Source organism: Pseudochrobactrum sp. B5 (genome assembly GCF_001939785.1).
In the GTDB taxonomy this organism is placed as follows: Bacteria; Pseudomonadota; Alphaproteobacteria; order Rhizobiales; family Rhizobiaceae; genus Pseudochrobactrum; species Pseudochrobactrum saccharolyticum.
Window position 1 is genome coordinate 480,679 of sequence record NZ_MOYL01000001.1, and the last position, 15,446, is coordinate 496,124.

General features: G+C 52.5%; 13 protein-coding genes and 1 tRNA gene. 10 read left to right on the top strand and 4 right to left on the bottom strand.

What is annotated here, in order from left to right; genetic code table 11:
* Window positions 1-23 precede the first annotated feature (23 nt).
* The 6 genes from BKD14_RS02225 (at window position 24) to BKD14_RS02250 (ending at window position 4,275) form a co-directional block, all read left to right on the top strand.
* Window positions 24-1,694, top strand: a complete 1,671-nt coding sequence (locus BKD14_RS02225) for a nitrite/sulfite reductase (protein ID WP_075654102.1) — start codon at window positions 24-26, stop codon at window positions 1,692-1,694.
* Window positions 1,684-2,433, top strand: coding sequence for a phosphoadenylyl-sulfate reductase (locus BKD14_RS02230; protein ID WP_075654103.1), 750 nt, complete (start codon window positions 1,684-1,686; stop codon window positions 2,431-2,433). The genes BKD14_RS02225 and BKD14_RS02230 overlap by 11 nt, the downstream gene beginning before the upstream one ends.
* Window positions 2,430-2,969, top strand: coding sequence for a DUF934 domain-containing protein (locus tag BKD14_RS02235; RefSeq protein WP_075654104.1), 540 nt, complete (start codon window positions 2,430-2,432; stop codon window positions 2,967-2,969). Before BKD14_RS02230 ends, BKD14_RS02235 begins: the two co-directional genes overlap by 4 nt.
* Window positions 2,970-3,120: 151 nt before the next feature.
* Window positions 3,121-3,468, top strand: coding sequence for a 2Fe-2S iron-sulfur cluster-binding protein (locus BKD14_RS02240; RefSeq protein WP_022710729.1), 348 nt, complete (start codon window positions 3,121-3,123; stop codon window positions 3,466-3,468).
* Between the two features lie 94 nt (window positions 3,469-3,562).
* Window positions 3,563-3,856: a Dabb family protein gene (locus BKD14_RS02245; protein ID WP_022710730.1), complete on the top strand. Its 294-nt coding sequence runs from the start codon at window positions 3,563-3,565 to the stop codon at window positions 3,854-3,856.
* A 173-nt stretch (window positions 3,857-4,029) separates the two neighbouring features.
* Entirely contained in the window at window positions 4,030-4,275 is a 246-nt protein-coding gene (locus BKD14_RS02250) for a hypothetical protein (protein WP_022710731.1), read from the top strand.
* A gap of 76 nt (window positions 4,276-4,351) precedes the next feature.
* Here the strand turns inward: BKD14_RS02250 and BKD14_RS02255 are convergent, their stop codons facing one another.
* A complete protein-coding gene (locus tag BKD14_RS02255; RefSeq protein ID WP_075654105.1) occupies window positions 4,352-4,834 on the bottom strand; it encodes a BA14K family protein in 483 nt (160 codons plus the stop codon).
* Between the two features lie 334 nt (window positions 4,835-5,168).
* Between BKD14_RS02255 and metH the strand changes: the two genes are divergently transcribed.
* The gene (gene metH / locus BKD14_RS02260) at window positions 5,169-8,921 is read left to right on the top strand and encodes a methionine synthase (protein ID WP_075654106.1); all 3,753 of its coding nucleotides are present in this window, start codon (window positions 5,169-5,171) and stop codon (window positions 8,919-8,921) included.
* A gap of 57 nt (window positions 8,922-8,978) precedes the next feature.
* Here the strand turns inward: metH and BKD14_RS02265 are convergent, their stop codons facing one another.
* Window positions 8,979-10,106: an NAD(P)/FAD-dependent oxidoreductase gene (locus BKD14_RS02265; RefSeq protein ID WP_075654107.1), complete on the bottom strand. Its 1,128-nt coding sequence runs from the start codon at window positions 10,104-10,106 to the stop codon at window positions 8,979-8,981.
* A 284-nt stretch (window positions 10,107-10,390) separates the two neighbouring features.
* On the opposite strand from BKD14_RS02265, the gene cysD reads away from it, so the two are divergent.
* From cysD to cysQ, 3 genes are all read left to right on the top strand, one after another.
* Window positions 10,391-11,371 carry a sulfate adenylyltransferase subunit CysD gene (cysD, locus tag BKD14_RS02270; RefSeq protein ID WP_083646856.1) on the top strand — a complete coding sequence of 327 codons (981 nt, stop codon included), beginning with the start codon at window positions 10,391-10,393 and terminating at the stop codon, window positions 11,369-11,371.
* A complete protein-coding gene (cysN, locus tag BKD14_RS02275; RefSeq protein WP_075654108.1) occupies window positions 11,371-13,323 on the top strand; it encodes a sulfate adenylyltransferase subunit CysN in 1,953 nt (650 codons plus the stop codon). The genes cysD and cysN overlap by 1 nt, the downstream gene beginning before the upstream one ends.
* 72 nt (window positions 13,324-13,395) lie before the next feature.
* Entirely contained in the window at window positions 13,396-14,214 is an 819-nt protein-coding gene (gene cysQ, locus BKD14_RS02280) for a 3'(2'),5'-bisphosphate nucleotidase CysQ (protein WP_075654109.1), read from the top strand.
* 154 nt (window positions 14,215-14,368) lie between these two features.
* Here cysQ and BKD14_RS02285 read toward each other — a convergent pair whose 3' ends face one another.
* Window positions 14,369-14,947: a membrane protein gene (locus BKD14_RS02285; RefSeq protein WP_022710739.1), complete on the bottom strand. Its 579-nt coding sequence runs from the start codon at window positions 14,945-14,947 to the stop codon at window positions 14,369-14,371.
* Between the two features lie 299 nt (window positions 14,948-15,246).
* A tRNA-Pro gene (locus tag BKD14_RS02290) sits at window positions 15,247-15,323 on the bottom strand.
* Between the last annotated feature and the right edge of the window lie 123 nt (window positions 15,324-15,446).

Here is a 15,446-nt window from a genome sequence, read left to right on the forward strand (position 1 = left end):
AATGCGCATTGGGAGAGCGTTGAATGTATCGGTATGATGAGTTTGACCGCGAATTTGTTTTCGCCCGTGTGGAGCAGTTTCGCGATCAGGTTGCACGTCGTCTGAGCGGTGAGCTGAGCGAAGATCATTTCAAACCGCTGCGTCTGATGAATGGTGTCTATCTGCAACTCCATGCCTATATGCTGCGCATTGCTATTCCTTACGGCACTTTATCCTCCCGTCAGATGCGCAAGCTGGCGCATATTGCCCGTGTCTATGACCGTGGTTACGGGCATTTTACCACACGACAGAATTTACAGTTCAACTGGCCGAGACTCACCGATATTCCCGCCATTCTGGAAGAGCTGGCCGAGGTGGAGATGCATGCCATCCAAACCTCCGGTAATTGCATCCGCAATGTGACAGCCGATCATTTTGCCGGTGCGGCACGGGATGAAGTGGCTGACCCGCGCCCCTATGCCGAGATTTTGCGGCAATGGTCGTCATTGCATCCGGAGTTCTCCTATCTGCCGCGCAAATTCAAAATCGCGGTGACAGGTGCGGAGGCCGATCGTGCAGCCATTCAGGTGCATGATATCGGCCTGCATCTGAAAGAAAATGAACAAGGGCAACGCGGCTTTGCAGTCTATATCGGCGGCGGACAGGGACGCACGCCGATGATTGCCAAGAAGGTGCGGGATTTTCTGCCGGAAGCCGATCTGCTAACCTATATTACCGCTATTGTGCGGGTCTATAATCTCCACGGTCGCCGCGATAATAAATACAAGGCGCGTATCAAAATCCTCGTCCATGAAACCGGACTGGAAGATTTGCAGGCGCAGATTGAAGCCGAATGGCAGGTGATTAAAGACAGTGATCTGAAACTGCCGGAGGCCGATATTGCGGCCATTAATGCCTATTTTGCTGCGCCCGATTTGCCGGAACGCGCAGAGGGGCACGGGCTTGTCGCTGCAACACGTAAAAATGATGCGGGTTTTGCCTCATGGTTTTCCCGTAATGTGACACCGCATAAGCATCCTGATTATGGTGTGGTGACAATCTCGCTCAAAGCGATCGGTGAAATTCCGGGCGATGCGTCAGCCGATCAGATGGACATTGTGGCTGATCTCGCCGAGCATTACTCGCAGGCAGAAATCCGCGTCAGCCATGAACAAAATCTGGTGCTGCCGCATGTGGCACTGGCCGATTTGCCTGTGCTCCATGCGCAATTGCAGCAGGCCGGTCTTGCCACAGCCAATGCAGGGCTGATTACCGATATTATTGCCTGTCCTGGTCTGGACTATTGCGCGCTGGCCAATGCCCGCTCCATCCCTGTGGCGCAGCGTATTTCCGAGCGTTTCGGTTCGCAGGCGCGGCAGGAAGAGATCGGTGATCTGAAGATCAAAATCTCCGGTTGCATCAATGCCTGCGGTCATCACCATGTCGGCCATATCGGTATTCTCGGCGTGGAGAAAAAAGGTGAGGAACTGTACCAGATCACGCTCGGCGGTTCCGGTGATGAGCAGACATCTATCGGTGACATTACCGGTCGCGGTTTCTCATCTGAAGATGTGGTGGATGCCATTGAAACGGTTGTGAATACCTATCTGACTATCCGCAGCGCACCGCAGGAAAGTTTTCTCGAAACCTATCGGCGCTTAGGGGCGCAGCCGTTTAAAACCGCACTCTACGGGGAGGCTGCCCATGCAGCCTGATACGCATCATCGGGTTGCGGACAGGGTTCAGCATCTCAATCATCTCTATGGTGAGGCACCGGCTGAGGACATTATTGCTGCCAGTGTGCAGGAATTTGGTGCAGGGCTGGCAGCTGTATCCTCTTTCGGTGCGGATTCTGCAATTTTGCTGCATCTGATTGCGCAGGCGCAGCCGTCACTGCCGATTTTGTTTTTGCAAACCAATAAGCATTTTCCGGCAACATTACGCTATCAGGCGCAGCTGGTGCAGGAGCTGGGATTAACGGATGTCCGCGATTTACTGCCGGATGCAAGCGCTTTGAAAACGCATGATCCGCTGGGTGCTCTGTGCCTGACAGATAAAGACCGTTGTTGCGATTTACGCAAAATCCAGCCGCTTGCACAGGGCATTGCACCATTTCAGGCATGGTTCACGGGGCGCAAGCAGTTTCAGGCGGCTACGCGCAACAGCCTGCCCGCTTTCGAGGCTGTAGGGCAGCATATCCGTATAAATCCTCTCAAAGACTGGAACGCAGTACAGCTGGAAGCCTACCGCGAGGTGCATCATCTGCCGCCGCATCCGCTGGTGGAGCAGGGCTACCGCTCTATTGGTTGCATGCCATGCACGCGGCCTGTCAGTGATGATGAAGATCAGCGGGCAGGGCGCTGGTCAGGTTCCGGTAAAACCGAATGCGGTATTCATCTGGGTGGGCTGGAGCAGCATTTGCAGCAGGATAAAACAAAGGGAGCAGATGTATGACGGATGTTGCATTACCTGTCGTCTGGTCACGCAGCGGCCTGACCGAAGATGAATTTGTAGCGGTTGAGACGCTTGAGGAAATTGCGGATCATACAGCTGTGCTGCTGTCGCTGACACTCTGGGCAGAACTGAACACACAGCCAAATCGCCTGCGCAATATCCGTATCGGTGTGCGGGTGGAAGCCGGTGAAACGCTCGACACTTTGCTGGATGATCTGGCGCATATTGATATTCTGGTGCTGGATTTTCCCGCCTTTAATGACGGGCGCTCTTTTTCCAAAGCCGCACGGCTGCGCTCTCATTACGGATTTGCCGGTGAGATCAGAGCATCAGGCGCTGTGCATATTGATCAGGTGAGTGCGATGCTGCGCTCCGGTTTTGACACGCTGCACGTTAAAGATGCACGGACTTTGCAACGTCTGCTTTCCGGAGAACTGCACGATAGCGGTCTTTATTATCAGCCGGTTGCCGGTGGCATTCATGGTGCCGAACAGGGACTGGCCGGTTATAGCTGGCGGCGGCGACAGGGTCTGTAAGATCAGCTGTTTTCAATACAGTCTGAATAGTTTTCACTATGGTCAATTCACGGTTTAGGAACAGGGAGACAGGAATAAAGCTTGTTTTATGTGCTGAAAACATTATCTACCATTATATCTCCCAAGTCTGCGCTGTTCAAAAGGCATCGTTTTGAGTTCTGATACACTTTTCATTCATGTAACCGATCAAAAGGGCGAGCGGCATACGCTTGAGGCTCTCGAAGGCTTTCGCGTTATGGAAGTGATCCGTGACTGGGGCCTGAATATTAAAGCGGAATGCGGCGGTGCCTGTGCCTGCGGCACTTGTCATGTTTATGTAACGCCGGAATGGGCGGATAAACTCTATGATCCGCAGGATGAAGAGCTGGATCAGCTTGACCAGACCTTCCATGTCGAAGACAATTCACGGCTTTCCTGCCAGATTATTATGACGCAGGATCTGAACGGGCTTGAAGTCCGGCTGGCTCCGGGCACGGAAGCAGACCGTGAAGCGGCTTAACGCTCAAATTTCACATTGAATTGAAGATGACTTTTCCGGCGCCCATATGATAGATAACCATTCTTCATATCAACCGGCTGGTTAGGAAACACTCGTGATACGGCATATTGTATTTTTCAGCGTCAAAAAAGATCAGGACGTGGAGGATGTATGTCGCCGTTTACGGGCTCTGGCGACGATTCCCCATTCCGAATGTTTTGAAGTTGTAGCGAACAGCAAAGTTGATCCGATGTGTGACCGGATTGATCTGGTTGTTTATGGCGAGTTCCGTGACGAAGCTGCACTGGCCGCCTTTAAAGCGCATCCGACCTATGATGCGACGACTCAGGCTGTGCGCCCGTTGCGCGAAATGCGCTATTCGGCTGATTTCACATCAACCATTGCCTGAAATAATCCCCTGAAAAGCAGTGCGATTGCTGATATCATGATGATCTGCAGTTGAAGATTCACGTTAAAAGTGATTGTCTGGCTTTGAAATGATGACAAGCTGGCGGTTATTGCACTGCAGGCTGTGTTTAAAACTGCTTTAAGCCCGCACGGGCTGGTACATAGGAAATGCATATGGACGATTATGAAAAATATGCCATGGGCATGATGATCGTTTTCGGCGCGCTGATTATTGGTGCCCTGATAACCGTAAATCTTGTGGTTTATGACAAGCCCGGCTTCTTGTTTGCACTTGGTGCGGCAATCGTCGCATGGTTTTCGGCATTCGCTGTTTTGCTGGATAAGCCGCGTGTTTACGGCGCATTGATTGCTGTGGCGATCGGTCTGGTTGCGGCTTCAATCGGCTCTTATGTTACCTGATCAGCTGATAAAGTTTGACTTTAATAAAACGCCGCCTGTTTCAGGCGGCGTTTTTGTTTCTGTCAGCGGGGCTTACTCAGATATAAGGTGAGTAGCACTGACGGCGCGGGCCGTAATTCGGCTGGAATGTATTGTCGGACGCACGGTAAGACCGGTAGCGGTTATAGCACCAGTTGATATGGGCATTACGGCCGGAGCGGTAAACCGGTGCCGGACGGTAATAGCGTGGTGGTGCCGGACGGTAATAACGGAACTGCGGCTGATAATAAGGTCTGTAATAAGGCCGGTAGTGCGGACGGTTCCAGTGGCGCGGCCGGTCATAGCGGCGATCATAACGACGGTCGTAACGGCGGTCATAATGCCGTCTTTCACGATATTCGCGGCGTTCCGGATAATATTGAACATTCCGGCTCAGGCCTTGTTTTGCTGCGGTCATATCCTGCAACACAGCACTATGAGCGGCAGCAACCGGCTGCGCTTGCGCTGCAGTGCCGAAAGACAAAATGCTCATAGTCAGCGCTGTCAGCGCCGCAGTAAAATAAGAAAGCAGTTTTCTCATTTCTGTTTCTCCTCAATGAAGGCGCACTCAATAATCTTCTGTCAGCGTTTCATGACATATGCTTATCCGGCGCATCGGGCATGGTACTCTCTGAGAGATGAACGCTGCATGACTGTAATTATTCCCGCGATACAAACCGGAATTTGCTTTTTCCAATATACGCTGAAGCCACGGAAAAACTGCGGCGAATTTATGCCGGTGATTTCACAAATCATAACGGCAATGGCGCGTTCGGTGAGCGGGAGGAAACAGGAATGGAGGGATTGCGCATTTGACATAAAGATATGTTTATGTCATCAACTCAAAACTATTTGAGTAACAGGCAGGAAATATAATGAGCACTTCACTGGATGATCTGTTTGGCCCCGTCGCTGCAAAGCCGGATGGTTCGGAAGTGCTTGCCGCTTTGCAGAAAGCTGCCCGTGAACGCATCCTCATTCTTGATGGCGCGATGGGCACACAGATTCAGGGGCTGGGTTTCCATGAAGAGCATTTCCGTGGTGAGCGCTTCGCCGCTTGTGAGTGTCATTTGCAGGGCAATAACGACCTGCTGACACTGACCCAGCCACAGGCAATTGAAGAAATTCATTATGCCTATGCGATGGCCGGTGCGGATATTCTCGAAACCAATACATTCTCTTCCACCTCTATCGCGCAGGCTGATTACAGCATGGAAGAGGCGGTTTATGATCTGAACCGCGATGGTGCACGACTTGCCCGCCGTGCCGCTCTGCGTGCGCAAGCCAAGGATGGCCGTCGCCGTTTTGTCGCCGGCGCTTTGGGGCCGACAAACCGTACGGCTTCCCTGTCGCCGGATGTGAATAATCCGGGCTTCCGCGCTGTGACATTTGATGATCTGCGCATTGCCTATGCCGAGCAGATCAATGGTCTGGTCGATGGTGGTTCGGACATCATTCTTATTGAAACCATTTTCGATACGCTCAATGCCAAGGCTGCGGTCTTTGCTTGTGAGCAGGTTTTTGCGGAAAAAGGCATCCGTTTGCCGCTGATGATTTCCGGTACAATTACCGATCTTTCCGGCCGCACATTGTCCGGCCAGACGCCGACAGCTTTCTGGTATTCGCTGCGCCATGCGCGTCCGTTCACCATTGGTCTGAACTGTGCGCTGGGTGCCAATGCGATGCGTGCGCACTTGGCAGAGCTTTCAGGTGTGGCAGATACTTTTGTTTGCGCCTATCCGAATGCCGGTTTGCCGAATGAGTTCGGCCGTTATGATGAGACACCGGAAGTGATGGCCACGCAGATGGAAGATTTCGCGCGTGAAGGTCTGGTCAATGTGGTGGGCGGCTGTTGTGGTTCTACGCCGGAACATATTACCGCGATTGCTGAAGCCACAGGCAAATACGAACCGCGCAAGCCGGTGAAACTAGCACCACTGATGCGTCTGAGCGGTCTTGAACCGTTTACGCTGACCAAAGATATTCCGTTTGTGAATGTTGGTGAGCGCACCAATGTCACCGGTTCCGCCAAGTTCAAAAAACTGATTACTGCCGGTGATTACACGACGGCGCTCGATGTTGCCCGCGATCAGGTAAATAATGGCGCACAGATCATCGACATCAATATGGATGAAGGCCTGATCGACAGCCAGAAGGTGATGATTGATTATCTCAATCTGGTTGCTGCCGAGCCGGATATTGCCCGTGTACCGGTGATGATTGACAGTTCCAAATGGGATGTGATCGAGGCCGGTCTGAAATGCGTGCAGGGCAAACCGCTGGTCAATTCTATCTCCCTGAAAGAAGGTGAAGAAGCCTTTATCCATCACGCTAAACTGGTGCGTGCCTATGGTGCTGCCGTGGTGGTGATGGCTTTTGACGAGACCGGTCAGGCGGATACCAAACAGCGCAAAGTCGAGATTTGTACCCGCGCCTATAAAATCCTCACCGAAGAGGTCGGTTTCCCGCCGGAAGATATCATCTTCGATCCGAATGTGTTTGCCGTGGCGACAGGGATCGAAGAGCATAATAATTACGGTAATGATTTCATTGATGCGACCAAGGAGATCATCGAAACCCTGCCGCATGTGCATATTTCCGGCGGTGTTTCCAACCTGTCCTTTTCGTTCCGCGGTAATGAGCCGGTGCGCGAGGCGATGCATGCGGTGTTTCTCTATCATGCCATTCAGGTCGGCATGGATATGGGGATCGTTAATGCCGGTCAGCTGGCGGTTTATGAATCGATTGATCCGGAATTACGTGAAGCCTGCGAAGATGTGGTGCTGAACCGTCGTGAGGACGCGACCGAGCGCTTGCTGGAAATTGCCGAGCGCTTCCGTGGTGCAGCGGGCAAAGAAGCCAAAGAGAAAGACTTAAGCTGGCGCGAATGGAGCGTTGAGAAACGTATTGAACATGCGCTGGTCAACGGTATTACCGAATATATTGAAGCTGATACGGAAGAAGCCCGCCAGAGCGCCGAGCGTCCGCTGCATGTGATTGAAGGCCCGTTGATGGCCGGTATGAATGTGGTGGGGGACCTGTTCGGCTCGGGTAAAATGTTCCTGCCGCAGGTGGTGAAATCCGCTCGTGTGATGAAGCAGGCCGTGGCGGTTCTGCTGCCCTATATGGAAGAAGAAAAGGCACAGAACGGCGGTGACGAGCGCCAGAGTGCCGGAAAAATTCTGATGGCGACTGTGAAGGGCGACGTACATGATATCGGTAAGAATATTGTCGGTGTTGTGCTGGCCTGTAACAATTATGAAATCATCGATCTCGGTGTGATGGTGCCTGCGGCCAAGATTTTGCAGGTAGCAAAAGACGAGAAAGTGGACATTATCGGTCTGTCCGGTCTCATTACACCGTCGCTGGATGAAATGGTGCATGTGGCCGCAGAGATGGAGCGTGAAGGCTTTGATCTGCCATTGCTGATCGGCGGTGCGACGACCAGTCGTGTGCATACGGCGGTGAAAATCCACCCGAAATATCAGCGCGGTCAGACTGTCTATGTGCTGGATGCCAGCCGTGCTGTCGGTGTTGTGTCTCAGCTTTTGTCGCCGGAGCAGAAAGACGGCTATGTCGCTGACATCCGCGCGGAATATGCCAAGGTCACTGCTGCTCATGAGCGTAGTGAAGCGGAGAAGAAACGCCTGCCGCTGGCGCGCGCCCGTGAGAATAGCGAAAAGCTGGACTGGGAAACTTATACCCCGCCGAAGCCGTCTTTCCTCGGCACCAAAGTCTTTGAAACTTATGATCTGGCAGAACTGGCACGCTATATTGATTGGACGCCGTTTTTCCAGACATGGGAGCTGAAAGGCCGGTTCCCTGCAATTCTTGATGATGAAAAACAAGGCCCTGCCGCGCGTCAGCTATATGAAGATGCGCAGGCTATGCTGAAGAAGATCATCGACGAGAAATGGTTTGCACCGCGTGCGGTCATCGGCTTCTGGCCTGCCAATGTGGTGGGTGATGATATTCATCTTTATAAGGATGACAGTCGTCAGGAGCATACGGATACATTCTACACGCTGCGTCAGCAGCTATCGAAGCGCGATGGCCGCCCGAATGTGGCGCTGTCCGATTTCATGGCGCCAAAGGACAGCGGCAAGGCGGATTATATTGGCGGTTTCGTCGTTACTGCCGGTATTGAGGAAGTGGCAATCGCCGAGCGTTTTGAACGCGCCAATGATGATTACTCCTCCATTCTCGTTAAAGCATTGGCCGACCGATTTGCGGAGGCCTTTGCGGAGGCGATGCATGAACGGGTGCGTAAAGAATTCTGGGGTTATGCGAAAGATGAGACTTTCACACCGGATCAGCTGGTGGGTGAGCCTTATGCGGGTATCCGTCCGGCACCGGGCTATCCGGCACAACCGGATCATACGGAAAAAACCACTCTGTTCCGCCTGCTGGATGCCACTGCAACCACGGGTGTGGAACTGACTGAAAGCTATGCGATGTGGCCGGGTTCTTCGGTTTCCGGTCTCTATCTCTCGCATCCGGACAGTTATTATTTCGGTGTAGCCAAGGTCGAACGCGATCAGGTGGAAGATTACGCAAATCGTAAAAATATGCCGGTTGCGGATGTGGAACGCTGGCTCGGGCCGATATTGAATTATATTCCTGAGTAATATTCACGCTGAAAATTGCGACTTCAGGCACAAATATCGTTCCGGTATTTGTGCCTTTTATTTTACCAATGTGCTGATATGAGCGGCAATGGCAAGGCTGGAGGTCAGCCCCGGACTTTCAATGCCGAACAGGTTGATAAGTCCTGTTATACCGTGGTCGTCACTGCCGGAAATGCGGAAATCCGCTGCCGTTTCGCCGCTGCCGCTCAGTTTCGGGCGGATGCCGCTATAGGTCGCCTGTAAAACACCGTCCGGCAGTTCCGGCCAATATTGGCGGATCGCAGCATAGAAACTGTCACCGCGTTGCGGATCAACCGAATAATCAAGACCTGTCTGCGGGGCGACCTGCTCCAGCCATTCCACATCAGGGCCGAAGCGCATTTGTCCGTTGAGATCCAGTGTCAGATGCACACCTAAGCCCCCGTCTACCGGCACCGGATAAATCAAATGCGAGAACGGGTTTTTGCCGGATGCTGAGAAATAATTGCCTTTGGCAAGATGCAATGCCGGAATATGTTCCGGCGCCAGCCCGTCAATACTTGCGGCAATAGCCTGCGCACCAAGACCGGCAGCATTAATAAAACGCTCGGCTTCCAGCGTGAATTCTTCACCGCTCTCGCGGTCGCGGGTGGTAATCGAAAAGCCGCCGTCAATCTGCTCAACACGCAGGATTTCGGTGTTGAAGGCAATAGTTGCTCCATGATTTTCTGCATCGCCCTGCAGGCTCAGCATCAGAGCATGACTGTCGATAATGCCGGTGGAGGGGGAGAATAAAGCGGCAGTACAGCGGATGGAGGATTCCAGCGCCTGTGCTTCTGCCGCACTCAGCCGTTGCAGATCATGCACGCCGCAGGCTTCTGCACGCGCTACGATTTTGTCCAGCGCGCTATGTTGGGCTTCAGACGTGGCGACAATCAGCTTGCCGCAGCGTTTATGCGGAATGCCCTGTGCTTGCGCGTAGGCATAGAGCCGTTCTTTACCTTCAACGCAAAAGCGGGCTTTCAGACTATCCGGCTCGTAATAAATGCCTGCATGGATGACTTCGGAATTACGCGACGAGGTTTGCGTGCCGATCATATGTTCGGCTTCAAGCACCAGAGTTTCAAAACCGCGCATTGCCATTTCGCGGGCAATGGCCAGACCAACCACACCGGCTCCGGCAATCACACAAGCTGTCTTTTCCATAAATCATCCCCGTCTGCTCTCCGGTCGGCAGGTTATGCTGAGCGGCAGATGGTGCGCAAGACAAAAGCTCGGCGAAAGCTGCGGAAAATCACGTTTGCGGTTATCGGAGAAAGGCATTCCATGTCTGGCTTCTCCCGCGCAATGAAAATGACATTCGCCGGCAAACTTAAAGATATCATCCTTTCTCACTTGTGCGGTCTTTCGGCATGATGATGCGCATGTTTCATCGCCGGAACAGCGTTTCTCTGAGTGAAATGAAGGCCGGACAAAATACGGAATTGAGTATGAGCCTTGCACTGCATGTAGCGGATCTTGTGCCGCTTACCCCGGATAGTCAGGTTGGTCGACAGTCCGGCCGGTCTGTCGCGCCGCTGACCCATCTGCAAAGACTGGAGGCCGAGGCTATCCATATTTTCCGCGAAGTTGCAGCAAATTTTACAAAGCCGGTGATGCTTTATTCTGTCGGCAAAGATTCATCCGTAATGCTGCATCTGGCACGCAAGGCTTTTTATCCGGCACCGCCGCCATTTCCGTTTCTCCATGTTGATACGACATGGAAATTCAAAGAAATGATTGCCTTTCGTGATGCTCAGGCCAAGGCGCACAGGCTTGATCTTCGGGTGCATATTAATGCGCAGGGCGTGGAAGCCGGTATCAATCCGTTTATTCACGGATCAAGCGTGCATACGGATGTGATGAAAACGCAAGCCTTGCGGCAGGCGCTGGATAAATATGGATTTGATGCTGCCTTTGGCGGTGCGCGGCGCGATGAGGAAAAGTCCCGCGCCAAGGAACGGGTATTTTCCTTCCGCAATGCGACCCATAGCTGGGATCCGAAAAATCAGCGTCCTGAAATGTGGAATATTTACAATACACGCATCCAGACAGGCGAGTCGATCCGCGTGTTTCCGCTGTCCAATTGGACGGAAGCCGATATCTGGCATTACATCCATCAGGAGAATATCCCGATCGTGCCGCTGTATTTTGCGGCACCCCGTCCGGTTGTCGAGCGTGATAATATGCTCATTCTGGCCGATGATGAGAGGCTGCAATTGCGCGCCGGTGAAAAGATTGAAACCCGCATGGTGCGGTTCCGCACACTGGGCTGCTATCCGCTGACTGCCGCGATTGAATCGCAGGCACAAACTCTGCCGCAAATTCTCGAAGAAATGCTGCTGACGCGCACATCGGAGCGGCAGGGGCGGCTGATCGACCGCGATGAAGCCGGTTCCATGGAAAAGAAAAAGCGGGAAGGATATTTCTGATGACGGATAGTATCACCCGTGCAGATCATTCAGATGCAGTGATTACGGATTATCTGGAGGCGCAGGAGCACAAATCACATTTGCGGTTTCTGACCTGTGGCTCTGTTGATGACGGTAAATCCACCCTGATCGGGCGGCTGCTCTATGACGCCAAAACCCTGTTTGAAGATCAGATATCGCAATTGCATCAGGACAGCCGCAATCACGGCACGGCAGGCGATGATATTGATTTTGCATTGCTGGTGGACGGGCTTGAGGCGGAGCGTGAGCAGGGTATCACCATTGATGTGGCTTACCGGTTTTTCGCAACACCGAAGCGGCGTTTTATCGTGGCCGATACGCCGGGGCATCTGCAATATACGCGCAATATGGTGACCGGCGCTTCCACTGCCGATCTCGCCATTGTGCTGGTTGATGCCCGCAAAGGACTGCTGGAACAGACGCGCCGTCACAGTTTTATCGCTTCGCTGTTAGGCATCCGTCATATTGTGCTGGCGGTGAACAAGATTGACCTGATTGGTTATGATGAGGTGGTTTTTAATCAGATTGTGCAGGATTATCAGGCCTTTGCGCAAGGGCTGGGCTTCAGCACTGTTCAGGCCATTCCGGTATCGGCACGCTTTGGCGATAATATTCGCACAGCCTCAGAGAAGATGCCTTGGTATCAGGGGCCTGCACTGCTGGAATGGCTGGAGACTGTGGCAACGGACAGTAAAGCGGATACCGAACAGGATTTTCGTTTTCCGGTGCAATATGTCAGCCGTCCGCATGCGGATTTTCGCGGGTTTGCAGGTACGATTGCCTCGGGGCAGGTCAGTGTCGGCGATGAAATTACGGTTGCCCGTTCCGGTGTGAGTTCAGCAATCCGTTATATTGTGACGGCAGATGGTGAGCTTGAAACTGCTCATGCCGGACAGGCCGTGACATTGGTGCTGGAAGACGAGCGTGATATTTCCCGCGGCGATATGCTGGCGCATCCGCAATCGCGCCCGCAGGTGAGTGATCGTCTGGCGGCGAAGCTGGTCTGGTTTGCACCGGAACCATTGCGGGCAGGGCGGCAATATTGGCTGCGCAGTCAGACTGATCAGGTCAGTGTGACCGTCAATACGCTGAATTACCGGATTGATATTGAAAATACGGAAAGGCAATTCGCGCAGGAGCCTGCCGATCAGTTGCAGATGAATGAAATCGGACAGGTTGCTTTGCAGCTTTCCGCGCCGCTGGCCTTTGATCCTTACGGGCAAAACCGCGCGACCGGTTCTTTCATTCTGATCGACAGGCTGACCAATGCTACCGTTGCCGCTGGTTTGATCGATCATTCGCTGCGCAAGGCTTCGCATATTCACGTACAGGCGGCAAAAGTTACACCGGCGGAGCGGGCGGAACAGAAATATCAAAAACCGGCGCTGTTGTGGTTTACCGGTCTGTCCGGCTCCGGCAAGTCGGCGCTGGCAACAGTGTTGGAACAACGTCTGCATCTGGCGGGCAAACATACATTCATTCTCGATGGCGATAATCTGCGTCATGGCCTCAACAGCGATCTCGGCTTTTCAGCTGAGGAGCGCAGTGAGAATATCCGGCGCGTGGCTGAAACATCACGCCTGATGTTGGATGCAGGATTGATTGTGCTGGTGTCAGTGATTGCACCGCTGGCACAGGATCGCGCTTTGGGGCGTCGTCTTGCCGGTGATTATGATTTCATTGAAATCTTTGTCGATACGCCGCTCGAACTCTGTGAGGCCAGAGATGTGAAGGGACTATATGCGAAAGCCCGCGCCGGTGAAATTCGTGACTTTACCGGCATTGATGCCCCTTATGAACGACCGGAAGCGCCGGAACTGCACCTGCGCGGGCAGACAGGCAGTGTGGATGATCTGGCTGATGAGATCGAGAAATATCTCAATCAGCGTGGTCTCATGCATAGTCTGGTCGATGAGGGCTGGTCGATTTAACGCTCAGAGATCCATGTTTCTTCGATGGGGAAAATGTTATATATCGCCCTGAACGGGCGTGAGGAATTTAGCATGAGCATTGAAAAGACGTCACTGGCCAATGATGATCTCATGGCGGTGATGCAGCAGGCAGCGCTTGAGGCCGGTCACGAGATTATGCGGTTTTATGAGACTGGTTGTGAGATCAGTCTGAAACCGGATGCATCTCCTGTGAGCGAAGCCGATCACGTTGCCGAAGAGGTTATTCTCAAAGCCTTGCGCGCTTATCTGCCCGATGTACCTGTGGTTGCTGAAGAAGAAATGGCCGCCGGTGATGGCCCTGTTGAGATTCGTAATCGTTTTTTCCTTGTTGATCCGCTGGATGGCACAAAAGAATTTGTGCTGCGCAATGGTGATTTCACAGTCAATATTGCGCTGATCGAAAACGGGATACCCGTGAGCGGTGTGGTCTATGCGCCGGTTAGTGGTAGGCTGTATTGCGGATCACCGGCCGGTGCATGGCAATATGACGTGCAGCCGGAGGCTCTGTCTGAGGCAATACGTTTGCAGGTGCGTGAATGCGGCGAGCAGAAAACCGCTGTCGCAAGCCGCTCCCATAATACACCGGAAACAGATGCTTATTTGCAGGAACAGGCAATCGCATCCTGTGTAACTGTCGGTTCATCTTTAAAATTCTGTCTGCTGGCTGCCGGTCAGGCCGATGTCTATCCGCGTTTCAGCCGGACAATGGAATGGGATACGGCAGCAGGTGATGCGGTATTGCGGGCGGCAGGCGGTAAGACTCTGACGCTGGATGATGAGCCGCTGACCTATGGTAAGCGCAACCAGCTGTCAGACAGCGACTATGCCAATCCGTTTTTTATTGCTTATGGCGGTGCCGGGCCGGTCTGAACCAGCTCAAATGTCAGAGCATTTCCAGTTTAACTTGGATGCACTCTAGAGCATTTCACAGTCAAGTTGGATCAACTTGACGCCCGTGATAATGCGACCAAATAAAGAATCTAGAGCGAGCGCTATGATCCAATCTGGACGTAAACCGCTCTAGTTACATACGTCCGCAATTGCGAAGCTGTGCTGCATAACGCTGCGAAATATTGGTGGCTTTTTTGGCGGCGCGTTGCACCATGGCATTGCCGCGCCAGCTGCCTTTTGCATAGCCGCCATGGCCGGAATAATAAGCCAGATACAGATTATACGGATCGCTCAGAGAGATACCGTTACTGATATTGCTCTGTTTGTGATACCAGCCGACAAAATGGATCGCATCGCCGAAATTGGTGCGGCTCGCACCATAACGGCCGGTTTCACGCGTATAACGTGCCCATGTGCCGTCCAGCGCCTGAGAATAGCCATAGGCGGAAGACTGTCGCTTCCACGGAATGAAACCGAGCAGCTTGGTGCGTGGCGGGCGCGCATAGGGCTGGAAGCTTGATTCTGTGTAGATCGTCGCCATCATGATCGGGATCGGCACGCCAAAATCACGCTCGGCTTTTTTGGCATCTTTATGCCAGTTATTCACCCAGCCGTCGCGCTGATCGAAAATCGCACAGGCATTATTGACTGATTTGGGTGCAGAGGCGCAACCAGCCAGAAAAACAGCAAAAATAAGAAGGAATTTTTTCATTTAGGCGATCTTTCAGGCAGGCAATCTCTGGGGCGAAATGAAACATTCCGTCTTGCGAAAAAGATGATCCGCAAAACAGCAAAGTGATAATGCTGAAAATCATAACGTGAAAAACTTCGGCAAAATGTGGTGCAAACAGGTTTTGAATGACTATGTTTGCTGGCGTAGTTAACCTTGGGTTAAAAACGTGGTCGCCGGTACCGGCGCTCAAATATAAAAATAACGTGCGATGATTAAATCATCCACGTTCAAAATACTGAAATCTATAGGGGAATTTATAAACACCGCTTGAGGTGTGATGGTCGGAGCGAGAGGATTCGAACCTCCGACCCCCTGATCCCAAATCAGGTGCGCTACCAGGCTGCGCTACGCTCCGTTGACCGTGAGGCGGCTTATAGCGCCGCATTTTGCTCCCTGCAAGCGAATTATGCAAAAAAATCAAAACAACTGTTTATTATTGAAATTTATGAGCTTTTTGCGTCTGATTTTCACTGTTGTC